Here is a 26,057-nt window from a genome sequence, read left to right on the forward strand (position 1 = left end):
TCATGGGACTGATCAGCCAGCTCGGGCGCTACGCCTGGCGGAAATGGAAACTCGACGGGGTATCCTCGTCTGGACCGAACGAACCGGATACGGTCGACATCTTTCCGTTCGTTGACGCCATTGATCAGCAGGTCGCGGCGATCACAGCAGCAGGGAATTTCCGGGGCGAATGGAATGCCTCATCCGGCGCTTTTCCGGGTGGCGGGACGGCGGAAAAGGGCGACACCTGGCTGGTGACGACCGCCGGCACCACGGGCGGACGCTTCTTCGCGGTTGGAGACCGGATCGTCGCTCTGATGGACAATGCATCCGCGACGACGTTTGCCGGCAGTTGGGGGGTGATCCCGGCCAATGCAAGGACGGTTGTTCCCGGCGAGGATACCGGCGAAGGGACGGCCAACGCCATTCAAGTGACGACCGAGGACGCAGTCACGGCCGGGACGATGGTGTTTTTCACGGTCTTCCGTGCAAACGGTCCAGGACCAACCACGGTTCAGTTTAACGGATCCGGGCCGGCCTACACGGTCAAGACGAACAGCGGTACCGATCCTGCCGAGGGTGGCCTTGTTGCCGGCTTGAGCGTACTCGGCATCGTCTCCGGAGCGACGTTCCGACTCGTAAACGATCAAATTTCGAGCGCAATAGTTGCTGCGGCTGAAGCCGCGCAGGTGGCCGCGGAAGCTGCTGCCGCGAGCGTTGCTGCACTCATTTCGATTTACGATACGGAAGCCGCAGCATCTGCTGCTGAAATTTCCGCGCTTGTTCATGCCGTCAGGCTCAACGGTGGAGTGGCTGTAGGCGATGGATTGGGCGGCCTCTATATCGATCAGCCAAACGGGCGCCCTGCATCGTTCGCGTCCAGTGGAGCCACCGCGCGTTCGTGGTATAGGGCGACCGATGCGAGAGGTGAAAGCCACGTCGGTCAGATCGCCACCCGGTCTGTAATCCCCGGGTTCTCAAATACCACCAATAAGCAGATCATGTCGCGTACGCGGCACTTTGCTCGCGACCAGATCACAGAGCTACAGCTTCTCTACCCAAACTGGTTTCACAACGGAAACACGGAGACCGGAATCGACGGCTCTATTACTGTGTCCGCATCGGTCGAGTATCCGGTAGGAGAGTTTCATCAGGTAACGTGGGGAGGCGCGGCGAGCACGGCGATTGCCGATCGAACGACGTCGGCACCATCCGATCTGCTCGCCATCAACATACCGGACGGCGCGGAATTCTTCATCAGAACGTATTCCACAAGCGCAACCGGGATCCTCTTCTCCGCGACGGAGGACAGTGCGCACGGTGAAGGTGCAGAGTTCGGGCCATCCGGCATTACGGATAAGACCATGGGCGGCACGATCGCAGATAGTGGCACCAATGCCGTCTACGGCCCGTGCGCAATCATCGGCACGATGAGCAAGCCGTCCGTATTTGTCATTGGCGACAGCCGCGAGAGCGCCGCCGGATTCGATACGCCGAATTACCTTTCGGTGATCGGTCATGTTGCACGAGCTATCGCTCCAACGTGCGCATATATCGATGTGTCCAGAGGCGGGGAGCGGCTCGCGGAGTTCGTGGCATCGCATGCGCGCCGGATCGCTTTGGCGCAGTATTGCAGCCATGTTGTCATTCATATGGGCATCAATGATTTTACTGCCGGGCAGACCTCGGCAGGAGCGCTGGCCGATCTCGACACAATCATCGGCCTCTTGCCTAATCAAGAGGTTTGGTTGGGCACTGTTGAGCCGGTTACGACATCGAGCGACGGGTGGACTTCCGTGTCTGGTCAGACCATAGACGCGGCTTCCAACTCTGCCCGAATTTCCTATAACAATGCCATTCGTTCAGGTGTCGATGGCGTTGCCGGGTACTTCGATATTGCCGATGTCTTCGAGAGCGCGCGCGACAGTGGGAAGTGGAAGGCCCCCGCCGGCGCGCCGCTAACCAGTGACGGCACGCATCAGACATTGGCAGGCTATCACTGGGGCGAACAAAGCGGGGTTATCAGCACGAGTTCGTTCTTTGTTGGCGGCGCATTGAAGTTCCCACGTTTCGCTTCCGCGCAAGAAGTCCGGGAACGAAGAGTGTCCGGGCTTCCCATTGATCCCGCTGCTCTCGGCTTACCTCTCGCTTTCAAGGTGACAAAAAACGCAGCTGATCAAGTCGTCACGACGGGCGCCAGTACAAAGCTGACATGGGCGGCAGAAGCGTTCGACACAGTGAATGCGTTCGATCTTATCAACGCCCGCTGGACTCCGCCGGCCGGTCGATACCGCCTGCATGCCCAGGTTTACGTGACCGTCAATGTCGTGGATGCCGCACAATTTCAGATACGGATCGCCAAGAACGGGGCAACGGCGGCCGAATACGTTCTGCGGCCTAGCGGCACGTCGGCTCAATCACTGGCAATTGACGCGATATTCGAGGCCGATGGAGACGATTACTTTGAGGCGTGGGTCAACCTTGGCGGTACGGGCGACAAGACCGTTTCAGGCGACGTCACCCGCACCTATTTCGAGGGGCATGCCATTTAGCGCAAGTATCATCCAGCGGCACACTAAGAACCATGCACACCGGGTGCGGTTCATATCTCGTCTGTCGTTGATTTTAGTTGAGCTAGTCCTCGATTTCGAGCCGCTCCCAATCATCCAGTGTGGTTGGGGGGGCTTTCGGGTAATCGACCTCGAGCGGCACTTCCGGTTGTTGGATTCCAGCCTGCCATTCGAAATCCTGTTGCGCGACATCTTCCATTGAAGCGAGTGGTCGCGGCTTGACGATTGGCATTCTCATGATCGTTGTCCCTTTATAAGGAAGTCATCACGAGATCCTCCCTTAGCCTCGTGTTCACGAAGCCACTTTGGCGTTACGCCCTGTCCAGACCAGCGATGCCCTTCAGGGGACCGGTACTTGGCTTTATGCCGATATTTGGTCGCTTTGGCTGACGTTCGGATCTTGTTCACTTCGGCGAGCTCGGCGAGGAGTTCGTTCCTGCGTTCATCAGCTTTCTGCAGGAGAATCTTGTCGATTTCACCCTTGAGAGTCAGAAGTTCAGTGTAGCTCATTTCGATTAATGGTACGTCAGGCATAGTCATTTCTGGAGCCACCTTCATCGTTTACTCGGGAATAGGACTGTGCCGACGCCACGATACCAAGGATTTCTCAGCTTAGCGAAGAACCCTGCCGGGTCAGCATTAAATTCGCGGACGTCCTGCCTATTTCCAATCTTCGCAACGAATGGGCGGACGATCGCCATTTTTGCATTCTGTACTGGGCTGGGAGATGCCTGCGTGGCTGGCAACGTTGTATCCTTTGACGAGGTCTTAGCCGGCCCATTTCGCTTTAGTAGTAACTCAGCCTCGGGCCAAAGGATCCTGGTGTTGGGCTTTTTGCTGTCTTTGTTTGCCACCAGCGCAGTGGCCTTAACCCCTGCGTAACCGTTATCGAAAATCAAATCGCCGAGGAGTTCTAGTTCCGTCCTTGTTGGAGCCTTGGCAACCATCGAAAAGAAATAGAGTAGGGAGTCTCTCTCAGCTCGCGCCAGAGGATACAGAGGGCCGCATTCAATTAGCCATTGGTCGCAAAGCTTCAACGCGCCGCGGTGAATGCTAGAGATTGCCAAAGAATGCTCCGGCGTCACGGAGCTGTCTCGAATTATTTCGATCGATCCGTCAGGTAGCTTGACAAGTTCGATCGCGCTTCCAATACCCTCATTCATCAGGGTTTCCAGAAGCAGATTGTGTGTTACGGCGACATTGCTCTTCGTCATTGGGTTGGAGTTTGCGACATAAAACGCTTCGGCGTTTTCCAGTGGGCTCCCGCCAAACCCGTCACTGTAAGTCATGAAGAAGAGAGGCGTGAAGGGGCGATCGAACAAGGCCGCCACCTTTCGGTGAATACTGCCTTGATATCCGAAATCGACGGCAACTGTGGGAGCGCCGAAGTCTACTGTCGCGTGCTCAGTAAGATATTGTTTGAAGTCCCGCCGTCGCGCCTCGTATCTAGGGAGCAGCTTTTCCCAAGCGCTCCGAGCGATATCTAGGGCAAGTCCGTAAATTGCAGCAGTTGTTTGGTGACGTTTTTCGACGGCCAGATTCTTGACGTTCCACTTTTTAAGCAGGTTGGCTGGAATTTCCTCGCTGTTAATAAGGAACCGCTCCTCGAGCAGGCGCCCCAATGTCCCTGACGCAGTGAAGTCATCAATGCGAACTTTAAGAACGTCTTCAGGCACATACATATCCAATCCAGTGACGCTTTTTCTGGAAGTGGGAGCATACACAAGTGAAATTCCGTCCAGGCCCCTCGCATTGCAGATTTTCTTGGCCATTTGGAAGGGCAGATAACAATCACGCGCAAAGAAGATGATCTGCGTGCAACCTTTGCTTACCGCCTGGTCTACTATCCACTCGGAAAAGGCCAGAGCAATAGGACCGATGACAAGAAATCCGAATTCTTCTGATGTGGAGATTAGCTGAAAATCAGGTGTGCCATTTCCGCCGACGGTTAAGCTCTGACGAGGGGTATTCGTGTGTAGGTATGTGTTGGCAAACAATCCCATTATCGTGCGGAGGTAGAAGGACTTATCCAAAGCCCCCTCTTTGACATCTCGCTCGAGCAGCCCCTCTTTGGCTAGGGCGCGAGCAGATGGTACCATGATCGCACGCAAGGACTTGTCCCTTGCTTTCTGAACATCCCCAACAGGGTTGTCACCAATATGAAGTATAGCGCTGGGCGCCACACCTGTCGTACGGATTACTTCCTCGAAAAGTTCGCCTGAGTGTTTTTTCGTCCCCAATGAGCTGGAAAGGAATAGATGCTCAAATCCCACATATCCACATTGGGTTAGCACCTGGCGAACGAAGCTTTCTGGGTGGATGAAATCGGATGTGACTACAATCCGTCTTCCCGCAGCTTGGGCATACTCATACATCAGTTTGCCGATAGCGCGAGGACGCAGAACAGATAGCTCAATATCCTGCTCCAGTTTAATGAGAGCAGAAATATCTAGTGAAGGCTGACCGACGCACGCGGCAAAGGAGGTATATACTTCTTCAATCGTTATTTCTTCAGGGAGACTTGATTTGTCCTGGAGTAACTGTGCGTCGCGCCCTTGTCTAGTTAAACGCTCTGCCGCTTGCCGAAGCTCCGCAAAACGTACAATGACGTGTGGCGGGAAACTATCCTTATATTCTGTATCCAGCCTCTTCTGCATGATTGCGAACACGTCTTCCGGTTTGTAAACTGTTCGTCTAACCAAAGTGTCGAAGATATCGAAGGAGATTACGGATACAGCCTCAGAGTCTATTGAGGATTGGAAGTTATTGGGGAAATGGTGAAATGCTGCGGGGACCGCAGAAGGAAAAAGCTTTTTGAAGTTCCGCTCAGATGGGCCAAATTTGGTATAAGCCAGGAATTTTTCGGCCGTGTTGTCAACAATGTCAGCGCCGGGAAGAACTTCACCCCCACGCGCGTGATTGTTTTTCCTTCTAATAATATCTCTCAGTATCTCGGCGAAGTAGCTTGCCTCCGTCGTTATCCGGTCGAAAATTAGCACACCACGCGAGAGATACACTTCCATAAAAGCGTCGGCGTCATGCTTATAAGAAGGCCTTGTCCCCTTGGTATCTATCTCATCGGCGAGATATCGGAGGTGTGATGTTGAGGGCGAGATAAGCGTCTTTCCGAGAAATTTTGCCTGCAAGCCAAGGGTGCTAGAAACGGAATAAACCCGATCAACCCAAGGCACCATGAATTGTGAGACGCTGTCAATTGTCTCTAATTTGCGATCGTAGCGAACGTCGGCAACATTCTCCCGGAGATACCGCAGATTTTCGTCGGTGAGCGCTCGCTCGGATATGAACCCGCCGACATATTGCGTGCACAAAATCACGTCATCTGTCGAATTCCGAGCGGCCTCTTCAAGAAACTCGAACTGGTTTTGGAATCGGCAGTTGTCACGGAAGCCGAAATAACCGCTGATCTGCAGTGGAACGAGTGAAGTTGTCTGGTTCTGTCGCACCGACAGGAGCTCTTCGAAGTGGCGTCGGCAGTCTAGAGATTTGAAGTGTTCGGTGTAAACGCCGCGAAGCTCTTCTGTGATTGTTGTCTTTGAGCTTCCAGCTTGGAGTGGCTCGGTTAAGTTTTGTGGTGAAAACCAGCAGTTCTCATACAGCCCTACGGGGTCGATCGCGATCGCTCTTGGGTAAGGCGGTCGAGCAAACATGCTCGGCATGAGATCAACGACTGCTGCGTCTGGATAGGCAGTCCTTAGCAAGCTAGTGGGCGCTTCCCAGCAAATAATCGCGTCCGGCCGCCATTCGCCAAGTAAGCCAGTCAAATAAGCGATTGATTGCTCCTCACGGTCCTGGCTGAGGCCTTTATACGAGTCCGTGATGAAGGCGCCCAAACGCTGTCTTTCAGGATCCGACGGCGACGACATAAACACGTTATCTGCCCGAACAGACGAAGATGATTGCTTCAACGAGCTGAAAATATGTTTGTTCAGCAGAAAGCGAACATCGAAGTCAGGTTGGCGCTGCAGGGATGTCGCGATCGCATGCAGGTACGTCTTATAGGCACCAAGGCGGAAATATGGATCATTCAGCTCAGAATCGAGATTGGAGAGGAGAAGGACGTTTGTTCTGGTCAAGGTGATACCTAGCGCTTCGTGGTTTTTGACGTCGACACTTTGAGAGACGTGGTGATTCTTCCGCTTTGATCTCAGTTTATCGCTGAGAAAGTTGATGAGGTGGGCGCAAATGTGTCCTTCCTATTATCAATCCCGAGGAATCGTCAGTTTTGATTCTCCAGAGCAGCGATACACAATGCGATTGCCGGAGAAACGGCCTGCCAGTAATGGCCATTGTCGATCCTGGCACTTCCCTTATCAGGCTCCCAACTGCAGCCGCCAACATTCCCTGGGTTGAGGATCTGGGCGAGTTCATAGGCTTGGTCGAGGGACTTTGTATAAAATGGAACCCCCATAACAAGCTGGCCTGCCGGATCAGTCCAAGTCACCCGTCTTCCGTTGGCTGAGGCGGAGTCAGGCTCAGCTTTTCGTTCGAAACCCAAGTAGAGCGCAATGGCCAAGTCAATTTGCCTGTCGGGGCCATCGGTGGCCAGCAATTTCGCAACAATCTCAGATGCCCTCATGATTCCTCTCAGCGCCCACTCTTTTTCGGGAACGTCCCGGCTTATTCACCGGCGCGACCTAACCTCCTATGTTGCCTCTGGTGAACCCATACATCATCTCGGGTAGCCAATAAGCATGAACTCGCCGAAGAAACTCGTGAGTTGGGGATGAAGATGCCTGACCATCAAATTGTAGTTCAGGCCCAGAGACTTAATGAAAGGAGCAATATCCAGAAAGTCCTGCGGGGTGTGGTAGATAGAAATTGCAAATGCCGGCCTATCGCGCTTCAATATTTTGACCGCGCCTTTAACTACATCGAATTCGAGGCCCTCAATGTCCAATTTAAAAAAGCCAAGCTTAAGGTTTTGGCCCAAAATGTAGTCATCGATTGACGTCACCTCCAAGGCCCCTTCTGACGGAGCCGTCGGGGACAATTTTGTTCCATGGCCGCCGCCTGTCATTTTGACTGCATGGCTGCTGGAAGATAGCCCCTTGTTCACTGGCACGATACCTTCCCCAAACCGAGTATTTCGAGATACTTCCCGCAGAACCCTAAAATTATCTGCGTTTGGCTCGAAGGCATGCACTTCCGAGGCAGGGAAATTTTTCCGGAGAACTGCAGCCGATTCTCCCCGGTAAGCCCCGCCATCTATCATTATGCGCCCATCGATCACGGATTTTGCTTCCGGGATAAAGTAAAGTCCGCAGTGGTAGAGGAATGTTTCTGGTCTTATGAACTGATCGCCTATGTCGACGTTTACCAAATCGTAGTCCTCGCGCATCTTGGCAACGTCGACTTTGGGTCTCTTTTTAACTTCCTGAATCGCCCATGGGCTTCGGGTGCTCTCGGCGATCGCCCGGTATTCGATGTGGAAGTTGCCTCTACGCGCGAGAGGCGGATGGCAGAACACGCGTTCAACAAAACAGTCGATTTCGGGCGATGACTCCTCGTCGCAAAGCGCCTTCAACAGGTCGATCTTTGTCTCGATTTCGCGACGGCTGTAATTACGCAGATAGCGCTGCCAAGTCTGCAAAGCGATGTGGTTAGACATCGGATGAAAGTTATTCGCCATTTGATTTTCCGTCCAAGATTTTTCACGTTCTTGACCCACTCGCCGGAAAAAATAAAGGAAATTTTCCGATTGGGGTGCATGCGCGCATCCTTAAGGCGCGGTTCCATTCCGGCAGGGGGCGCCCTGGGGACGCAGTTTGGTAGCGTTTGCGGCACGGCTTTGCCACCGTCTACGACCTCGGTGTATGCGCAACCCGTGGCTTATCTGGTGACGAAGGGTGTTGTTATTTGCTAACCTATCTCCGAGCGCTTGACTGATGTTTTGAGATCTGCATCTTGACGTCGCATGAACGCAAACGCCCTCAGCAGCAAGCATAAGGTCAAATCCGGACCTTATTTCGAGTTCAACCATCACGACGGTGCCGATACGCTGGCCGTGGTGTTCAATGGACGCAACATTAGGCCACCGAAGTTCACATTTTGGAAGACGTTTCAAAGCGTTCATGCTCACGTCATCTTCCTCAATTGCGACATCCCTAACTGGTTCCGCGATGGTGTCCCTGGGATTGCCGGGGGCGCTCCAGGTGTCGCCGCCGAGATTAAGAAGTTCCAATCCGAAACTGGTGCACGGCGGCTGGTCACCACGGGGTCAAGTATGGGCGGTTATGGGGCGCTCCTATACGGAGCGCTTGCCGGCGCCGACGAAGTTCTTGCATTTGGAGTCGAGCCACTATTGGGAGTTCCAGGGGGAAAGACGGAGCATACGCGCAATCATCTCCAATTTCTCTATCCTGACCTGACTGGCTTTTCGAAGCTGCCAAGAACTACGGTTTTTTACGGCGGGATGGATATCAACGACACGTTGGGCGCTTGGCTTCTTTGGAAGAGACGGCGCGCATCGCTTGTATCAATACAGCATGCGCAGCACGACACACCAGACTTCCTGTCAAGGTCGACTCAGTTGAGTGAATGCTTCTATGGCTTGGTGAACGGAAACGGGATACCAGGCTTCGATTACGGCCAAGGAAGCGGCGCGAGCGATGAGGTTGTTCGGTTGCTTTGGAAACTGAATGAATATTATGTGGCAAGAGACTGGAAAGGAGTGCGGCGCTATCTTGAGAAATCCATCATTGATCGCTCGTCGCCGCTGTTGGATCATATCTTAGCGATGTCCTTCTATCGCCTCGGCGATCATCGTAGAGCACGCGATCAATTCACAGCCAATCTCAATTCCAGTCGTCTTTTCTGGGAAACATGGCTCAATTTGAGCGCCTCGTGTCTTCGTCTCGGAATGATAGAGGAGGCTGAGCGCTATGCGGTTAACGCAGTTAAGCTGCGCCCGATTCGATCTGTAGCGCATTCGCATCTCGCCACGGTTTATCGACGATTGGGCCGGCTAAAAGAAGCTTATGAGCACTGCGCATGGGCTTGTAAATTGAACCCAGGCCGAACGGAATATTTCTCTGCTCTTGCCGAGGTGGCAAATCTAGTACGCCTTCCTGTTCTTGAGCCCATTGCCTTGGCCAGATCTCACAAGGAGAATTCGCAGTTGGCAATACAATTATTTGCTGACTATGAGCTAAGATCAGAAACCGCCCCGAGTGCAGCTGCGCAAAGTGCTAGTGCCGGGGTGTTGGCCGTATAATATGGGCCGTCGCCAATCCTTGCCTTGCACGGATGACCGCCCCATGTCACGCCACCAATGTTACCTGGGATAAGCTGTTGAGAGAGGTCGTAGGCGGCTTCAATCGAGAATGTGAATTCCGGTATCGTCCCTGGTTGATCCGCATTCGGCAGCAACCACAATATTTTCGTTGGTTTTGATTCTGGCCCCTCGATGTGCCTGCGATAGCCAAGATGAAGGGCGATGAGTACATCCAGGCGACGGTCTGGGGCTTTAGCCGTTTGCAACTGCTCGATGAGTTCATTCGTGGTTATGACGGGTTTAGTCATCGGTCACAGCTTTCGATAAGGAAGCAATAGACGGCCTTGAGATTACCAGTGACAAGGCGTCCGCCTTTTAAGGTCAATTCTGCCGGAATATCCATTTTGTCCCACGTCTCGGATAGCGGCGGTTTATGGTCATTTGAGGCTCTTATGCAAAGGTTTTCAAATATCCACTACAACAGAACTATCCGTTCGACAAAAATAAATCCAATCACTGATCGCCTTGACCCGCGTCGATCCGCTCCGCAGGCATAGGCGCAACCACAATCGTCAACACTAAAAGCTAGGCCCGACGCATGCGCGCCGGCGCCTTTCCACGCCCATAGATAGGAGAAAACATATGGCTCGGGAAACTCTTCCCGTCGCTCTTGACCTTATGTTCGGTCGCGAGGGCGGCTATGTGAATGTCAAATCAGATCGCGGCGGCCCAACGAAATATGGGATCACGCACACGACGCTTGCGGCGCATCGCGGCGTTTCGTCCGTCACGGCCGACCAGGTCAAGCGGATGACGCTGCAGGAGGCGGAGGCCATCTACCGTCGCTCCTACTGGTCACAGTCTGGCGGCGATATTCTGCCGGCCGGTCTCGACTATGCTTCGTTCGATTTCGGCGTGAACTCCGGCCCCACGATGGGCGTGAAGAAACTCCAGAAAGTGCTCGGCGTGCGTGAGGACGGCCATGTGGGCGAGAAGACGGCCGCAGCGGTGGCAGCATATCCCGGTGGACTGGAGAAGCTGATCCGCGACTATTGCGACGAGCGCATGCGGTACCTCCGCAGCCTCACCAATGCCAAGACCGGCTTCCCGGTGAATGGCCGCGGGTGGACGATCCGTGTCACCGGCAAGGATCCGAAGGGGCAATGGAAGGATCAGCCTGGCGTGGTCGGAAATGCTATCCGTCTCGCCAATGCAGCGCATGCCACGGTTCCAACGCCTGGCGCCCTGCCGATCAACGCACCGCCTGAAGCGGATGCCAAGGCCGATGTGCGCGATACCGGCGTTATCGAGATCATCAAGAAGCCGGAGGCGCTGCTTCCTGGTATCGGCACGTTGCTGACGGGCGTTTCTTCGATCACCGAAGATGGCCCGATCGCCTGGATGATTGCGATCTGCGGTGTCGCCGTGGTCGGTGTCGGCATCTGGTATTTCGTCCGGCGAGTTCGGGAGGCTGGGTAATGTTCGGCCTCCTCGACTGGATGAAGATCGCCGGCGGGGCAGCACTCGGCTTCGTTGCCTGCCTCACCATCAATGCGTTTGTGTGGCTTCCTGCCGCCCGTGACGAGGCCCGCCAGCAGGAGCGCGCGGCGGCTCTACAGAAAAGCATGGAACTCATTGAAGAACGAGGCAAGACCAATGCCGAAATCCGCAATCTTGATGATGCCGGCCTTTGCGCTGCTCTTGGCGGCTTGTACGTCAACGGCGCCTGCCAATAATGGTGCCGGGTTCGAAATGCTCACCCCGTCTTCAGCCACACGATCATTCATCATCAACAATGATCGCCCGTTTGCTGAGCAGGTTGCGGGCCATAATCGGACCTGTGGCGCTCAGCCGGCGTGCCGGAAGTGAGGTCACCATGCGCTTCCTGCAAACCGAGCCATTCAAGGTCTTCTGCATCGCGGCCTTTGTGCTGATCACGATCGCATCGTGGTTCTGGTAATCCCTGCATCATAGGACAACAGCATGGCAGATGGTTATATGGGGCCGGGTATCTGGATCCGCATCCAGCACCGCTTCGGCCCGAGAATGATGGAGTGGTTCATGGCGGGACACATGATGCTCTTCGGGTGCATCCTGCTTCTGCCGACCGTGACCTTCAATCAACCGGCATGGGTTGCCTTCCGGCAACTTTTCCACTCTGAGGACCTGCTCGGGTGGATCATGTTCTTTATCGGCGTGCTTCGCATCGTCGGCCTCATCATCAACGGGGCGAAGAAGAAGGTTACTCCCCAGATACGGCAGATATCGGCCGGCGTCGGCTGCGTCATCTGGTCAGGCATCTCATACGGATTCGTTTCCTCTGATGTCGTCTCGACATGGCTCGCAATATACCCGCTCTTCGCGGTCGGCGAGCTTGTCAACATCCACCGTGCGGCACACGACGAAGGGGAAATCAGGAATGGAACAGCAGCTCGCTAACCTGCCGACACCCGCATTGATGACTTTCGGCGTGGTCCTGGCGATCATCTTCGCTGTGAGGTATTTCGGACTTTGGCAGGGGCAGAAGACCTCTCACGCTTCATCTCCGGCATCCGCGCAGGTCGCCGCGGTCATCGTCGATCCAACCGCCCTCAACAGGGCAACGCAAGCCTTGGAAGCTCATACGTCCGAAATCAGAAAGCTTGTGCAGGTCGGCGAGGAACTTGCGCGATCCGTCGACCACATGGGGCAGGAGCTCGGCCGTATCCGAGAGGAGCTTCGTATTCAACGCGAGATCGGTCGCCGGGAAAGATAAACCTATTGCTTCGGACAAAGGCTTGAAATGACCTCTGACATGGTAAGCCACAATTGACACGCTTGACGCATCTCTCGATGTCGGTCGGTCTGTATCGCCGGCCTGACTGCAAATTAACCATGGCTTAATAAATTCGGCATGCCCCCGTATTCTACTAGTGTTTCATTTCTGGACATCTGCGCATGATCGATCCGCCTGTTGACAGAGGGGATGATGGGTATGCTTTTGCAGATTGTGGATGCTCTTGCATTGGCAAAGAACCTTTCGACGCAGGTCGAAGGTTGCAGCTTTCTCGCCTACCTTATCGAGATGGCCGAGGCCGAGGCCCGGTCAAAGATGAATAAGGCGGAAGAGATGGAGAGGTCGTTGCGGCGTCGGCTTGCATATGACGATGTAGCATCTCCCGCATAAGATCGCGCGTCACTGCTGACTCTGTGCCGCGGCGCATTTCGGTTTCGGCACGCGCCAGCAGCAGTCTGATGTATGGGGTAGAGGTCATCGGGCGGGCCTACAGCAAGCCGGCAAGCAGTGCCAGCCTCAATGCAACGCCAACGGTAGCGATGAGTATGAGCGCCGCGACTGTCGCAAATATTGTCCAGATCGACAGGCGATGCATGGTCAGTCCCGGTTGAACGGCTTGTGCGGGTAATGCTCGCTGCAATGCCATATCGGCTTGTCTGCCTTCGATCGCGAGAATCCGTAGCAGCCCCACTGCTTGCACCCGGGGTGCTCGCACCAATGATTGTCGTGGATGCCGATGCCTGGGTTACTCGTGCGGCTGTCGGGGCTGATGCTCATAACAGGTTCGGTTCCTTCTCATCTTCGGGCTTTGCCGGCGGCTCGACGATCACCAGCATATTCCCCGGCAGCGGCCGCTGCAGGTGCTTGGCTTCTTCCCACGGTGCGGTAAGCCAAAGATCGACTTCCTCCGGCGTGGTCAGGATCGCCGGCATCGCCTTCTGATGGATCGGAGAGACGATCTCGTTTGGCGACGTGGTCAAGAAGCCGAACAGCTCATATTCCCTCTCGCCGTCGCGAACCTTGCGGACACCCTTCCACGGCGTCCAGAAGCCCGCAAAGAACATCAGCGGGCGTTCCTCGCTTCCGGCAAACCATGCATTCGGCACGCGTCCGCCTTCCACCTTGCGCGCCGGATCGGGTTCGGCGAAGGACGTGAAGGGCACGACACAGCGGCTCGTCGGGCCAAGCCAGCGCCGCCAGTGCGGCGAGCTCACGTTGCGGATGTTCGTCACGCCGGGGTCGTAGTTCTTCACGAAAGCCGGCGGCGAGGGCATTCCCCATGTGAGGCTGGCGATCTCCCGCTGCCCGTCTTCCCCCACTCGCACGACAGGCGCCTGGTAGCCGGGATAGACGTCCAGAGACGGCTGGTTCCAGCCGGCCTTATCCCGGAAGGCTTTGGTGAACTGCAGGACGGCCTCACGACTCGTCGTGACGTTATAGAGATTGCACATAGAATCTTCCCCGAACTTCTCCCGCCATTTCTCTTCCTGCCACACGCCGTGACCCCGGGTGAATGGCTCCGCCATGAACATATAGATCAATTCGTCACAGCCGGCACCGCATTTGCTTCGTTCGCGATCATGATGCCATCGCGGGCAGGCGGAAGCCTTCAATGCGACGAAGTCTTTCAGGTATATATCGCCCAGCCATTCAATGGATCGATCGCGATCATAGACGCCCTTGCGGCCACATGAGCAGATGATCGTGATCTTTGGCAGTTTGAATTCCGACAGTCTCCTTAGGGGCATGGCATACGGTTTCGCGGCGCGCGCCGTCATTCGGAGTTGAGATTATGACCGCTCGTAGCTCGGACGCCAGCCGCGCGAAAAACCCTTGCTGCCGGCGAAATCGGATAATTCGAGTTGCTGCCGCAGAAACTGGCGGTCCCTGATAAGGTCGGCGATCGCCGCCTTTGTATCGCCGTCGTGCCAGGCGAGCTCGGCCTCGACAGCCCAGCGCAGCTCATCGTCTTCCGTCAGTAATTGAGCGGGATCGGCTGACATTCTGCAAATTCCTCGGTCTGGCCAAACCCGACGATTTTCACATGGAAACGATATCTGCCTTGCGGCTTCCAGTGCTTGAGTTGCGCTTCAGAGTCCAGTCCGAGGGTGACCTGCTGCGAATAGAAGTCGGTGTACTCTTGATACCAGGCCTCGCAATCCTTCGCGACTTCGGCGAAGGTGGCCTTACGGCCGCAGCCAGCGCAATAGATCGTGTCGCTGGCGCCCGGGAAATCGCACTCCTTCATCAGGCTTCCACCACAGCCGGCGCAAATCGCCTCTCCAAAATGGCGTAAGCCGTCGTCATTGTCGTCGATACGCATGGGTTCTCCTTCGCGCCGAAGCGCGCTGTTGTCGTCAGATTTCAGGTTGGAGCACAGCCGCCTTGCGGCTCCGATGTTCTAATTATGTTCTCATCGTCGCATGAGTCAATCAGGAATTTGAGATATTCGTTCGGGCTATTGATCCCGCACGAACACGCCGGCCTCCGCCGCCGCCTTCAGGAAGGCCTCACGAGCAAGCTCGGGCGCCTGTCTCCCTTCCAGCACGGCAAGGCAGATGCGCTGCGCCTCGAAATATTCTTTGCCCTTGTCGACCGGCCACGCGAGCAACAGAGCACGGGCGGCTTCCTCCGTGCTGGTGATCGTGCGATAGCCGCCTTGATCGTCTTCCTCATAAGTCACCGGCCTGTTCCAGTGTCCGCGCTCCATGACGCAATGCCTCCTCTCGATCGAGGCAACGCATGATCGCGAAGAGTCGTTCCGCTATTCGAGCTTCCGCTTCAGCGCCATCAGCAGCGCATCCAGCTCGGCATTGGCGCCGGCCGCCAGCATGAGATTGTCCGCAACCTCGATGATGGCCGCCAGCACTTCCTTATCATCCCAGCCCGCCTTGACCGCGCCTTCTATGATGTCCTGCAATGGCAGTTCGACCGCCATCTGACAGAACAGGTGTCGGTTCTCGTTGCCGGGCGGAACGGTTGGCGGAGGGATGCTGCTCATTCTGCCGAGATAGCGGAAAAGCCGCTCTCGACAAGCCCGCTTCGGTTTTACACCCCGCTTGAACTCATTTGGCTTTTCAGGATGGAATTTGCCGAGTTTTACAGCGAAGTGCCGGCAATTGCTCAAATAGGCCGAGCTTCCCAAGCTGAATACGAGGGTTCGATTCCCTTCACCCGCTCCAGTTTTCCGACAATCACATCAGCTTGCCCCAGGCAGGGTTCCATTCCACCCCCTCTGAAAGTTCCACGAAGATCGGTTGCTTGTCCGGTCCCTGGTTCTTGTTCTCCGTCATCCGGAAGGCGTCATCCGGCTCCACCTCTTCGCCGGGGAAGATCGTGTCGTTCTCGGCTGGATCGGCAACTCTTCTGATATAACCGCGGATCTGGTCTCCGGAATGATAGAACCTGATGATCAAGGCGCCAGCCGTCTGTTCGCCGCCGCGGTAACGATAATAGGTGTGCATTTTTCCCTCCATTGTCAGACCTCTACCTGACCTGCGGAAGTGTGAAATGTTCCTGTATTTCTGGAGGAAGGGCGGCCCTTGGGTCGCCCTTGATCGTGCTGACTGATGCCTGGCCGTACTTCGGTTCAGAGTTCCGTCCATCCGGCTTTCTGGTTTGCTGCTGTCGAACCGCCGCCGAAGGCGCCGGCAAGCGTTTGAGCAAGCGCCCGCGCGGGCGATGCAGCCGGACGTGCCTCGCTATCGGAAGCAACCCGGACTGCCGGCTTGGATGCCGCCGCGGTGGTCGGCGAAGCCGGCCGCAGGGCCAAGGACGCCGCTGCAGTTGCATATCCGCCCGTGCCGGTCAGCTTGAACTGGCCGAGCAGGTTGGTGAGTGCGGTCGCTTCGGTCGCCAGACTATGGCTCGCTGCGGTCGTTTCCTCGACCATGGCTGCGTTCTGCTGCGTGCCCTGGTCCATCGCGTTCACCGAAGTGTTGATCTCCTGCAGGCCGATGGACTGCTCCCGCGAGGCGTCCGCGATGGCATGGACGTGGCCGTTGATCTCCTGCACTTCGTGAAGGATGGTTTCGAGGGCCTTGCCCGTTTCATCGACGAGCGCGACACCTGTCTGGACATGTGAGCCGGACGTGGTGATCAGCGCCTTGATCTCCTTCGCCGCATTGGCCGAACGTTGGGCGAGTTCGCGCACTTCCTGGGCCACGACCGCAAAACCCTTGCCGGCGTCACCCGCGCGGGCCGCCTCCACACCGGCATTGAGTGCCAGAAGATTGGTCTGGAAGGCGATGTCGTCGATCACGCCGATGATATTGGAGATCTCACCGGACGATTTTTCGATCTCCTGCATCGCATTGACCGCCTTGCGCACCACGTCGCTGGATTTTTCGGCGCCGGTGCGGGTGCGGGTCACAAGCTGGCTCACTTCCGCGGCCCGTTTTGCCGCGTCCTTGACGGTTGTTGTGATTTCCTCGAGCGCGGCTGCAGTCTCCTCGACCGAAGCGGCCTGTTGCTCGGTGCGTTTGGAAAGCGCATCGGCGGAGGAGCGGATCTCGCTGGCTCCGCTATTGATCGCCGTGGCGTTCGCGCCGACCGCGATCATCGTCTCGTTGAGCGTGCTGACCGAATTGTTGAAGTCGACGCGCAGCGAATCGAGATGCGGAGCGAAGGGCGCTTCCAGGCGCGAGATGAGGTCGCCGGAGGCGAGGCGCCGCAGGCCTTCGCCGAGCGAGCTCATGGCACGTTCCAGTTCGCCGGCTTCCGCCGCACGCTGTACGTCGCGCTCCTGGCGTTCACGGTCGCTGAGGTCTCGATCGGCGGTGGCGCGCACTTCAAGATTGACGCGTTCGATTTCGTTGCTTCGAAAGACCTGCACTGCTTGCGCCATGAAACCGATTTCGTCCCGGCGATCGAGGCCGATGATGTCGCTGACCGTATCACCCTCCGCCAGCAGCTTCATTCGCTCGCTCAGCTTATTGATCGGTACTGCAAGGCCGACCTGGGCGACGTAGATGCCGAATCCGATCAGCGCGAGGGTAGCAATGCCGATGATGGCGAAGCAGAGATTGATGCGCTGGTTGACTGTATCGGAGAGCGCATCGCCGCCGTCGTCCAGAAGCTTCATCAATGCGTCGTTGTTGGCGATCATCTTCGGCGTAATGGCGGCGATACCCGCACTGATCTGCGTCATTGCGTCCGCTGCACCTTTTTCATCGCCGGCTCTGTGCAGGTCGAGCGCCTTCTTGGTCACCTGCTCGAGAGCGGTGACGTCCGCAATGAGCTCATCCGCCGCCGCTTTCCGGCTCGGCACGAGCTCGGCCGCCTGCTGCAGGCGTTCCCGGGCCTGACCGAACTTCGATGCCGCCTTGGCGGCCGTCTCCGCCTCCTTCGATCCGGCCGGCATGTTCAGCGAGAAGCTCGCCTGAAGGACCGACGACAGCACAGATGCGTTTGCGCGGGAAGCCTGCATGGCGGCCGACGCTTCATGATCGATGAACGTGCTGTAGCTCCCGTCGGCGTGTTTGAATTCTTGCACGATGTAGATGAGGCCCGCCACCGAAACGAGCCCGAGAAGAACGACGACCGAAAGGATCTTCGTCCGGATTTTCATATTCTGCAACATGGAGTCCTGCCCGCGCCGGGGTCTACCGCCGCCTTGTGGAAAGAGAGGGGGAAATGCTTGAGAGGTGCGACAGCCCGCATCATGTGGCCGGTCTTAATCGACCTTTGTCATACAATACTATAAAATTGCAGAAAGTTTAACGTAGGGCTAACATCGGACGGCGGCAAATCGCATGAGCGGAGGGGATCATGTCCTTCTGCGGGCGGGGACATGCGGCGTCTTGTTCCAGAAGAAAGGCTTCGAGCGCAGCTCCAGCACCGCCCGCCATGCGGCAGCCGAGGTCATCAGCCAGTAGATTGCGACACCGGTCCAGCGCCAGCAGATCTGCCGCTTTTCGTGATGGATCATCGAACCCATCCCAAGACCCAGGAAGATCAGATAGCTGCCAAGGATGTTGATGCTGTCGATGACGAATAGCGAGAGCACGCCGGCGGGGACGTCATCGGCAGGCGCCTCCAGCATGGAATAGACGCCGATGCCCATGAAGATGATGATCAGCGGATGCAGGAGTGAGGAAATCAGCATGCCGCCGATCATGAGCTGGAAGATACAGAAAGCCACCAGGCCCATCTCGCGGATGAGCCGGCGCGGATCGCGCATCAACACCAGCCAGGTCTGCAGCCAGCCCTTGAACCACCGGCTGCGCTGCCCCATCCAGATGTGGATGGTGGTCGGCGCGTCCTCCAGCGTCTGCCTTGCGATGACATCGGACCGGTAACCGAGGCGATAGAGGCGCAGCCCGAGGTCGGCATCCTCGGTGACATTGAAGGGATCCCAGCCGCCCGCCTCTCGCAGCGATCGGGTGCGGAAGTGATTGGAAGTGCCTCCGAGCGGCAGCGGCATTCGCATTCTCGCCAGCATCGGCAACAATCCGCGGAAAAGGCCGGAATATTCCAGTGAAAACAGCGCACTAATCCAGGAATCCTTCGCATTGGTGATGATCAGCGGTGCCTGCAGGCAGGCGAGTTCGGTGGGCATTGCCCTGAATCGTGCATAGGCCTCGCGCAACTGTTGCGGATGCGGCCGGTCCTCCGCGTCGTAGATCGCCAGGAATTCTCCGCGTGCGGCGCCGAGCGCGTAGGCGAGCGCCTTGGGCTTGGTGCGCGGGCTCGAAGGTGGCACTTCGATGATTTCGAAATGGGCGCCGGGGGAGAGCGCCTTCAGCGCCTTGATGGTCTCCTGGTCGTCAGCTTCGCAGACGAGCTTGATGTCGAGCAGGGCGTCCGGCCAGTCGAGCCGCTTCAGGCTGGCGATCAGTTGCTCGGCCACCGCCGCCTCGCGGTAAAGCGCCACCATGACCGTATAACAGGGAAGCGATCCCTTTGGCACCGGCAAGGTCGGCCGTATGGGCTGCCCGAAATGCTGTCGGGTGAACGCCGCAAATCTGAGAAGCAGGGACGCCAGATAGATGAGCGACAGCAGGACATGAAGGAAAATCAGCGTTGTCGAAGGCACGATGACCAGCGCGGAGAGGAGCGCTGCGAGCCCGAGCCCGGCATAGGAACCCTGGTGACCCGAAAGGACGATGCGCGCCGAGAAGGCAGGGAAGCGGTCGAAGAGTTCGTTGACCGTGTCGCGCACGCGCCGTCCGGCTCCGGCCTGCCAGACCGCCCGGCGGATTGCCGAAGGTGTCGTGATTGCAAGATCCCGGCCAAGCTGCGGCATGGCGGAGAGGGCCGCCCCGAGATCGGCAAGCCTGGCGGCTTCAGGCACCACGGCCACCTGCGGAGCCCGATGCCGGTGATTGATGCGGATCTGGTTCGGACGTTGCAACTGCATGTCGAGTAGGGCGCGTCAGTGATCAGGGCCGGATCGATCGTCTCGACGAAAGGCAGGCGCAGGAAGCGGGCGATTGCACCGTAGTAGGCGGTCTCGCTGACCTGACCGCTATGCAGCAGCTCGCTTTCGACACGGGTGCCGTTTCGCCGCGCCCTGTCGGAGAGCATGGACAGCAACGGCTTGGAGAAACCAAGCGCGGCAAGGGCGGCCAGCTCCGGATCATCGACGGGATCGCGGACATGTTCTTGAAACCCGGTTCCGGGTGGGGCTGGCGTTTTCCACGCATCATCTTGCACCGTCGGCGATGCCGGCGGATATTTCCCTAAACGCATGACTCTGCTACACCGCCCGCAAGCGGATGTCCCCAACCTGTCCCGATTTGGATCATAGCGATGCGTCTTCTGATTGCATCCCCGAGAATCAAGGGGTTTTTCAACCTTCTGCAGCTTTGCCTTGTGACAGGCGGGCTGCTTGCTGGCGCCGTGCCGGGACAGGCGGCCGGTAGCGACAATGCGCTCCCTTTGACGTTCGATGCCCGCGAGCGGTTGTCGCGGCCCGATCTCTCGGCGATCATACGCGTGCGGATTCTGACGACCGTCGATTTTCCGCCCTTCAATTTTGCCGATCAGACCGGCCGGCTTTCAGGCTTCAATGTCGACCTTGCCCGCGAGATCTGCGCCGAACTGGAGATCGAGGCGAAATGCCAGATCCAGGCGCTTCCGTTCGATGAACTGGAAAAGGCGTTGGAAAGCGGCGCCGGCGAGGCGGTGATGGCCGGCATTGCGGTGACACGGGAACGGCGCCAGCGTTTTGCCTTTTCAAGGCCGTATCTTGGTGTTCCGGCCCGTTTTGCCCGCAATCTCACCGCAAAGATCGATGGCGATACGGCCGCAGTGCTTGCCGGCAGGCCGGTGGGCGTCGTCAGGGGCACAGCCCATGAGCTGATGCTGAAGGCCTTTTTTCCGAATGTATCCGCCACCCCCTTCGATAGCTACGACGCCATGCTGGAGGCGCTGAAGACAGGCAAGGTGGATGCCGTCTTTTCCGATGGATTGCGGCTTCCCTTCTGGGTGGCGGGCGAGGATGCCGCAAAATGCTGCGCGCTCTTCGACGGCCCTTATCTTTCGGAAAAATTCCTGGGCGAGGGCCTGTCCGTCATGCTGCGCAAGGGCGATCCGATACTCGTCGCCGCTTTCGACCAGGCGCTCAGCGCTTTGTCACGCAATGGCCGGTTGCAGGATATCTACCTGCGCTATTTCCCGAACGGCCTTTACTGAATTTCGCGTTTTGTGAATTCCTTCCTACTGGCTCGCCCAGATGATCCGCGCGATCCATTCGACGTCTGCGATGTCGAAGGCCCGGTTGGGGTGGTCGGGATTGAGCGACGTCAGTTCCACCGTCCGGGCACTCTGGCGGGCAAGCACCTTGGCCATCACCTCGCCCTCCTTGGTCTTGAGCACGACACGGTCGCCGCGCCGCACCTGCGCGCCGGGCTCGACGATCAGCACGTCGCCGTCGCGATAGAGCGGTAGCATCGAATCGCCCTGGACCTCCAGTGCATAGACCCCGGCTTTGCGGGACGGGTCGACCGGAAATTCCACCACATCCCAGCCCTGTCCGGCCGGAAAGCCTCCATCATCGAAAAAACCTCCGGCACCGGCCTGTGCGAAACCAAGCAGCGGGATGGTTCCGCCCTGCGGCGGGAAATTGCCTTCCGGAAGCGTCGAGCGACTGGAAGAGGCGGGAAGATAGCTCATGAACTGGTCGACCGTGGCACCTGTCGCCTCCAGCACCTTGGCGATGGACTCGGTGGAAGGCCAGCGCAGCCGCCCGTCCGGCCCGAGCCGCTTCGACTTGTTGAAGGAGGTGGGATCGAGACCGGCGCGACGCGCAAGCCCGGAGGGCGTCAGTTGATGGCGTTCGGCGAGCGTGTCGATCGCGTTCCAGATCGTTTCATGTGACAGCATCTTGCCCGTACCCGTGACCGGCGCGCGAGACGGAAGCCGGACAGCACCGGCGCTCGGCGGCACCCTTCGATCGAAACCCCTTTCGCGCAGCTTTCAAGCATCATCAAGCCCGCGCAGACACCCCTTAATTTTAACGGAATCGCGACCGCACGTAAAGAGAGGAGAGGAATAAAATCCTGTTCCGGGTCTGCGTTCAGGCCACCAGGGCCATGTTGATCTTGCTGAGCTTGATCACGGCCTGGGTGCGGCTGTCGACATTGAGCTTCAAAAGGATCGCCGAGACATGTGCCTTTATGGTCGCCTCGGAGACGCCGAGCTCATAGGCGATCTGTTTGTTGAGCAGGCCCTCTCCGAGCATGCTCAGCACCCGGCTCTGCTGCGGAGTGAGCGTCTTCAGCCGGTCGATGAGTTCCGCAAGTCCCGGATCTTCCTCTGGCGCGGTGAAATCGCCCTTCGGCACCCAGATGTCGCCATCCAGCACCGCCTGGATGCCGGCGCGGATATCGTCGAGCCCGGAAGATTTCGAAATGAAGCCGGAAGCGCCGAGCTCCAGTGCACGGCGGATCGTGGCGCCGTCGTCGCTTGCCGAGACGATGACGATCGGCAGGCTGGGGAACTCCGCGCGGAGCGACATCAGTCCGGAAAAACCGCTGACACCCGGCATGGCAAGATCGAGCAGCATCAGGTCGACATCGGGGGTCTTCTCGGCGGCAAGCCGTGCGGCTTCGAAATCACCCGCCTCGATGATGACGAGCTCTTCCGCAATGCCTTTGACCGCCTGGCTGAGAGCTCCGCGAAAGAGCGGATGATCGTCTGCGATGATGATTGTCAGTGTCTGCATTTCCACGCTCCCTCCCAAGAGCATAGTCGTGCCTTTCAAATCTTTGAAAGTTGTAACCCTCTCGAGAGGCGGAAACAAGTGCTGGATTTTACGTACGATTGGGTTGCGGCTTATTGTCTTCCCGCTCGTCTATGAATTCGCCGACAATTGCCATGAAGCGCCGCATGAATCTCTCCATGATGGAGAGCGACCGGTCCACTTCCTCGTCGCTGGGCAGCGCGTTCGGCGGCGTATGGCTCAGCCTTTCCTCCAGAGCTGTCACGCGTTTCTCGAGGCGGTCGAGCTCCTGTTCGTAGGCTGCCCTTTCATCCGGCTGCATGCGGCAGGCGAGCGTGCCATTCTCGTCGTGGCAGAGCGTCATTGCGCCGGTCTGGGTATCAAGCCGGACGATGCCGCTTTCGGTGCGCTCGAGCTGGAAGCGGTTGGGTTGCGCCTGCTGCGTCAGGGCCGGGCCGGCGATCAAAAGCGCCGAAGTCGCTAATGCAAGAACCTTCATCTTATCGTCCTCCCATGGTGGACAAGTGGCGGGCTTTGCGGCAAACGCTCGAAGAGTAACAGATCATCGAGAGTCCATGATGACGGATATAGTGTACAAGATCGTGCCGGAAACGCTCTGGCGTCGGGCCAAGGAAAAAGGCGTCTTCGAAGGGGCCGAGATCGACCTCAAGGACGGTTATATCCATTTCTCGACCAGTGCACAGGCGCGCGAAACGGCGCGGCTGCATTTTTCGGGCGTCGCGGGCCTGCTGCTCGTCGCAGTCGATGCACGGCCCTTCGGCGAAGCGCTGAAATACGAGCCTTCGCGTGGCGGCGATCTCTTCCCGCATCTCTATGGGACGCTGCCCTTCTCCGCCGTCCTTTGGGAAATGCCGCTCTTGATCGGTGTCGACGGTCTCCACGCCTTTCCGGAGAAGATGCCATGATCGGCCCGTTTGCCGGGCTTGCCTCCCGCAGCCTCTTCGTTTTCGATCCGGAAACCGCCCACGGGCTTTCGATTGCCGCGCTGAAGACCGGCGTCGTGCCTGCCTGCCGGGTGCCGGCCGACCAGCGGCTTGCGCAAACGGTCGCCGGCATCACGTTCCCGAATCCAATCGGTCTGGCTGCCGGTTACGACAAGAACGCTGAGGTGCCGGATGCCATCCTGAAGCTCGGCTTCGGTTTCACTGAGGTCGGCACGGTGACGCCGAAGCCTCAGGCAGGCAACGACAAGCCCCGCATCTTCCGGCTGGTGGAGGATCACGGCGTCATCAACCGGCTCGGTTTCAACAACGAGGGTCACGAAGCGGCTTTCGCCAGGCTTTCGGCCCGCCGCAGCGCAACGGGGATCGTGGGCGTCAATATCGGTGCGAACAAGGACACGGTCGACCGCGTCGCCGATTATGTCCTCGGAATCCGCAAGTTCTATGGTCTCGCCACCTATTTCACCGTCAACATTTCCTCGCCGAACACCCCGGGCCTCAGGGACCTGCAGGCGCGCGGCAGCCTGAAGGCACTGCTCGATGCGGTGCTCGCTGCACGCATGGAGGAGACGATGCGCCACGGGAAATCCGTGCCGATCTTTCTGAAGATTGCACCGGATCTGACGGAGGAGGGACTCGACGATATCGCGGCGGAAGCGACCTCCCATCCGCTCGACGGATTGATCGTGTCCAACACCACGCTTTCCCGCGACGGGCTGAAGGATCAGGTCCAGGCGAAGGAGGCCGGCGGCCTGTCCGGCGCGCCGCTCTTCAGGCGCTCCACCGCGGTTCTTGCGAAGATGCGCAGGCGGGTCGGCCCGGACCTGCCGATCATCGGCGTCGGCGGCGTCTCGAGCGCCGGGGACGCGCTGGAAAAGATCCGCGCCGGTGCCGATCTCGTGCAGCTCTATTCCTGCATGGTCTATGAAGGTCCGGGCCTGCCCTCGACGATCGTCCGAGGCCTGTCCTCGCTTCTCGACCGGGAAAAGGTCTCCTCGATCCGGGAGTTGCGTGACACGCGGCTTGATCAGTGGGGTGACGAGAAGCTTTGACGCGCCTTGCGCGGCACTATGGCCGCCAGGAAGAAGCCGCGCATCATCAGGAACAGGTTGAGCGACAGCCAGAGCCCGTGGTTGCCGATTATCGGCACGAACACGGCAAGGTTTGCGCAATAGAACGCGAACGACACGAGCATCATGTTGCGCATCTCGCGTGACCAGGTGGCGCCGATGAAAACGCCATCCATCTGGAAGGCGAGCGCGCCGGTAAGCCCCGTCAGCGCAGCCCAGGCGAGATAGATATAGGCCTCCTGCCGTACCTCTTCAGAGGTCGTCAGCAGGTGTATGATCGGCTGGCCGAAGGTGATGAAGAACAGCCCGACCAAAGCGGCCATGGCAAAGGACCAGAAGCCGGTGAGCTTCAGCGTTCGGTCGAAGGAGGGCCGATACTGCGCGCCGACCGCCCTACCGGCGAGCTGTTCGGCGGCACCCGCCAGCCCGTCGAGGAAGAAGGCCGACAGCATGAAAACGTTCATCAGCACGGCATTTGCGGCGAGCGTTACGGCCCCGAAGCTTGATCCGACACGGGTCAGCAGCGCAAACGCGCCGTTGAGGATGAGCGAGCGGATCAGGATATCCGCATTGAGATGGAAGAGCTGCTTCAGCTTGGCCGTATCGAAAATATCCGCACGGCTCGGCCGGTATGCGGCCGAAAACTGCCGGCTGACGACGAGAAAGCCGATCACTGCGCCCGTGACTTCCGCAAGCGCCGTTCCCCAGGCGACCCCCACGATCCCCCAGCCGAGACCTAGGCCGAGAAAGATCGACAGGCAGATGTTGGTCCCGTTGAGGATGATCTGCAGTGTCAGGCCCAGCACACCCTGGCCGCGTCCGAGCACGAAGCCGAGAATGGCGAAATTGGCGAAAGTCGCCGGGCTCGTCAGCACCCGGATTCCGAAATATTGCCGCGTCACTTCGGCGACGGCCGGGTCGCTGGTCATGAGTTCGGGCGCGAAGGCGAGGATAAGCGGCGACAGCCCCAGCATGACGAACCCGAGACAGAGAGCGCTGAGGAGCGCCCTCCAGAAGACCGCCTGCTGTTCCCGACTGTCGCCGCGTCCGAAGGCCTGCGCGACCAGGCCGGTGGTCGAGGTCCGCAGGAAACTGAGGCTGCCATAGATCAGGTCGAACAGGATGGCGCCGATCGCCAGCCCGGCCAGTGCCTCCGCTTGCCCCAGCCGGCCGACCACGGCGGTATCGGTCAGGCCGAGGAGAGGCGTCGTCAGGAACCCGAGTGTCATGGGGATCGCGATGCCGAGCACTAGCCGGTGCGTCACGTCGAAAGGCCGAACCTCCTGCCCCCGGCTATCCAT

27 protein-coding genes are annotated in these 26,057 nt (G+C 58.0%); 9 read left to right on the forward strand and 18 right to left on the reverse strand.

The features are described 5' to 3' along the window. The first annotated feature begins 2 nt into the window (after nt 1-2). The gene (locus tag J2046_RS01315; RefSeq protein ID WP_210048287.1) at nt 3-2,531 is read left to right on the forward strand and encodes an SGNH/GDSL hydrolase family protein; all 2,529 of its coding nucleotides are present in this window, start codon (nt 3-5) and stop codon (nt 2,529-2,531) included. 82 nt (nt 2,532-2,613) lie between these two features. On the opposite strand, the gene J2046_RS01320 is transcribed toward J2046_RS01315, so the two are convergent. The 5 genes from J2046_RS01320 to J2046_RS01340 form a co-directional block, all read right to left on the reverse strand. Continuing rightward, a complete protein-coding gene (locus tag J2046_RS01320) occupies nt 2,614-2,787 on the reverse strand; it encodes a hypothetical protein (protein WP_210048289.1) in 174 nt (57 codons plus the stop codon). Further along, a complete protein-coding gene (locus J2046_RS01325; RefSeq protein ID WP_210048290.1) occupies nt 2,784-3,107 on the reverse strand; it encodes an H-NS histone family protein in 324 nt (107 codons plus the stop codon). Before J2046_RS01325 ends, J2046_RS01320 begins: the two co-directional genes overlap by 4 nt. After that, complete coding sequence (locus J2046_RS01330) at nt 3,104-6,643, reverse strand: HAD family hydrolase (protein WP_210048292.1); 3,540 nt, start codon at nt 6,641-6,643, stop codon at nt 3,104-3,106. Before J2046_RS01330 ends, J2046_RS01325 begins: the two co-directional genes overlap by 4 nt. A 143-nt stretch (nt 6,644-6,786) precedes the next feature. Further along, nucleotides 6,787-7,146 (reverse strand): hypothetical protein, encoded by a 360-nt coding sequence (locus tag J2046_RS01335; protein ID WP_210048294.1) that lies wholly within the window; start codon nt 7,144-7,146, stop codon nt 6,787-6,789. A 93-nt stretch (nt 7,147-7,239) separates the two neighbouring features. Continuing rightward, entirely contained in the window at nt 7,240-8,199 is a 960-nt protein-coding gene (locus J2046_RS01340) for an FkbM family methyltransferase (protein WP_210048296.1), read from the reverse strand. 285 nt (nt 8,200-8,484) lie between these two features. On the opposite strand from J2046_RS01340, the gene J2046_RS01345 reads away from it, so the two are divergent. The 3 genes from J2046_RS01345 (at nt 8,485) to J2046_RS01355 (ending at nt 11,519) form a co-directional block, all read left to right on the forward strand. Then, nucleotides 8,485-9,783, forward strand: a complete 1,299-nt coding sequence (locus J2046_RS01345; RefSeq protein ID WP_210048298.1) for a tetratricopeptide repeat protein — start codon at nt 8,485-8,487, stop codon at nt 9,781-9,783. A gap of 642 nt (nt 9,784-10,425) precedes the next feature. Then, entirely contained in the window at nt 10,426-11,262 is an 837-nt protein-coding gene (locus J2046_RS01350; protein WP_210048300.1) for a glycoside hydrolase family 108 protein, read from the forward strand. Then, a complete protein-coding gene (locus tag J2046_RS01355) occupies nt 11,262-11,519 on the forward strand; it encodes a hypothetical protein (RefSeq protein ID WP_210048302.1) in 258 nt (85 codons plus the stop codon). Before J2046_RS01350 ends, J2046_RS01355 begins: the two co-directional genes overlap by 1 nt. A gap of 43 nt (nt 11,520-11,562) precedes the next feature. Here J2046_RS01355 and J2046_RS01360 read toward each other — a convergent pair whose 3' ends face one another. Then, entirely contained in the window at nt 11,563-11,721 is a 159-nt protein-coding gene (locus J2046_RS01360) for a hypothetical protein (RefSeq protein WP_210048304.1), read from the reverse strand. A 45-nt stretch (nt 11,722-11,766) separates the two neighbouring features. On the opposite strand from J2046_RS01360, the gene J2046_RS01365 reads away from it, so the two are divergent. Both J2046_RS01365 and J2046_RS01370 read left to right on the forward strand, forming a co-directional pair. After that, nucleotides 11,767-12,222: a hypothetical protein gene (locus J2046_RS01365; protein WP_210048306.1), complete on the forward strand. Its 456-nt coding sequence runs from the start codon at nt 11,767-11,769 to the stop codon at nt 12,220-12,222. Continuing rightward, the gene (locus tag J2046_RS01370; RefSeq protein WP_210048314.1) at nt 12,203-12,538 is read left to right on the forward strand and encodes a hypothetical protein; all 336 of its coding nucleotides are present in this window, start codon (nt 12,203-12,205) and stop codon (nt 12,536-12,538) included. The genes J2046_RS01365 and J2046_RS01370 overlap by 20 nt, the downstream gene beginning before the upstream one ends. Before the next feature lie 794 nt (nt 12,539-13,332). Here J2046_RS01370 and J2046_RS01375 read toward each other — a convergent pair. From J2046_RS01375 to J2046_RS01410, 8 genes are all read right to left on the reverse strand, one after another. Beyond that, a complete protein-coding gene (locus J2046_RS01375) occupies nt 13,333-14,010 on the reverse strand; it encodes an SOS response-associated peptidase (protein ID WP_210049717.1) in 678 nt (225 codons plus the stop codon). Between the two features lie 339 nt (nt 14,011-14,349). Next, complete coding sequence (locus J2046_RS01380; RefSeq protein WP_210048316.1) at nt 14,350-14,562, reverse strand: hypothetical protein; 213 nt, start codon at nt 14,560-14,562, stop codon at nt 14,350-14,352. After that, nucleotides 14,535-14,882, reverse strand: coding sequence for a hypothetical protein (locus tag J2046_RS01385; protein ID WP_210048318.1), 348 nt, complete (start codon nt 14,880-14,882; stop codon nt 14,535-14,537). The genes J2046_RS01380 and J2046_RS01385 overlap by 28 nt, the downstream gene beginning before the upstream one ends. A 135-nt stretch (nt 14,883-15,017) precedes the next feature. Beyond that, nucleotides 15,018-15,269 carry a DUF982 domain-containing protein gene (locus tag J2046_RS01390; RefSeq protein WP_210048320.1) on the reverse strand — a complete coding sequence of 84 codons (252 nt, stop codon included), beginning with the start codon at nt 15,267-15,269 and terminating at the stop codon, nt 15,018-15,020. Between the two features lie 54 nt (nt 15,270-15,323). Next, nucleotides 15,324-15,560, reverse strand: coding sequence for a hypothetical protein (locus tag J2046_RS01395; protein WP_210048328.1), 237 nt, complete (start codon nt 15,558-15,560; stop codon nt 15,324-15,326). A 193-nt stretch (nt 15,561-15,753) separates the two neighbouring features. Next, the gene (locus J2046_RS01400) at nt 15,754-16,023 is read right to left on the reverse strand and encodes a hypothetical protein (RefSeq protein WP_210048330.1); all 270 of its coding nucleotides are present in this window, start codon (nt 16,021-16,023) and stop codon (nt 15,754-15,756) included. A 125-nt stretch (nt 16,024-16,148) separates the two neighbouring features. After that, nucleotides 16,149-18,140, reverse strand: coding sequence for a methyl-accepting chemotaxis protein (locus J2046_RS01405; RefSeq protein ID WP_210048332.1), 1,992 nt, complete (start codon nt 18,138-18,140; stop codon nt 16,149-16,151). A 186-nt stretch (nt 18,141-18,326) separates the two neighbouring features. Continuing rightward, on the reverse strand, nt 18,327-19,919 hold the full coding sequence (locus J2046_RS01410; RefSeq protein ID WP_233469464.1) for a glycosyltransferase family 2 protein: 1,593 nt from the start codon (nt 19,917-19,919) through the stop codon (nt 18,327-18,329). A 392-nt stretch (nt 19,920-20,311) separates the two neighbouring features. Between J2046_RS01410 and J2046_RS01415 the strand changes: the two genes are divergently transcribed. Next, nucleotides 20,312-21,196 (forward strand): transporter substrate-binding domain-containing protein, encoded by an 885-nt coding sequence (locus tag J2046_RS01415; protein WP_210048334.1) that lies wholly within the window; start codon nt 20,312-20,314, stop codon nt 21,194-21,196. Nucleotides 21,197-21,220: 24 nt separating this feature from the next. On the opposite strand, the gene J2046_RS01420 is transcribed toward J2046_RS01415, so the two are convergent. From J2046_RS01420 to J2046_RS01430, 3 genes are all read right to left on the reverse strand, one after another. Then, a complete protein-coding gene (locus J2046_RS01420; RefSeq protein ID WP_037159993.1) occupies nt 21,221-21,886 on the reverse strand; it encodes a S24 family peptidase in 666 nt (221 codons plus the stop codon). Between the two features lie 193 nt (nt 21,887-22,079). Further along, complete coding sequence (locus J2046_RS01425; RefSeq protein ID WP_037158999.1) at nt 22,080-22,727, reverse strand: response regulator; 648 nt, start codon at nt 22,725-22,727, stop codon at nt 22,080-22,082. A gap of 88 nt (nt 22,728-22,815) precedes the next feature. Continuing rightward, the gene (locus J2046_RS01430) at nt 22,816-23,223 is read right to left on the reverse strand and encodes a hypothetical protein (RefSeq protein ID WP_210048344.1); all 408 of its coding nucleotides are present in this window, start codon (nt 23,221-23,223) and stop codon (nt 22,816-22,818) included. Nucleotides 23,224-23,299: 76 nt separating this feature from the next. On the opposite strand from J2046_RS01430, the gene J2046_RS01435 reads away from it, so the two are divergent. Continuing rightward, nucleotides 23,300-23,650, forward strand: coding sequence for a DUF952 domain-containing protein (locus tag J2046_RS01435; protein ID WP_411828445.1), 351 nt, complete (start codon nt 23,300-23,302; stop codon nt 23,648-23,650). Beyond that, a complete protein-coding gene (locus tag J2046_RS01440; RefSeq protein ID WP_210048355.1) occupies nt 23,647-24,738 on the forward strand; it encodes a quinone-dependent dihydroorotate dehydrogenase in 1,092 nt (363 codons plus the stop codon). Before J2046_RS01435 ends, J2046_RS01440 begins: the two co-directional genes overlap by 4 nt. On the opposite strand, the gene J2046_RS01445 is transcribed toward J2046_RS01440, so the two are convergent. Continuing rightward, on the reverse strand, nt 24,714-26,057 hold the full coding sequence (locus tag J2046_RS01445) for an MATE family efflux transporter (RefSeq protein WP_210048357.1): 1,344 nt from the start codon (nt 26,055-26,057) through the stop codon (nt 24,714-24,716). The genes J2046_RS01440 and J2046_RS01445 overlap by 25 nt on opposite strands.

The organism is Neorhizobium petrolearium (assembly GCF_017873175.1).
GTDB lineage: Bacteria > Pseudomonadota > Alphaproteobacteria > Rhizobiales > Rhizobiaceae > Neorhizobium > Neorhizobium petrolearium.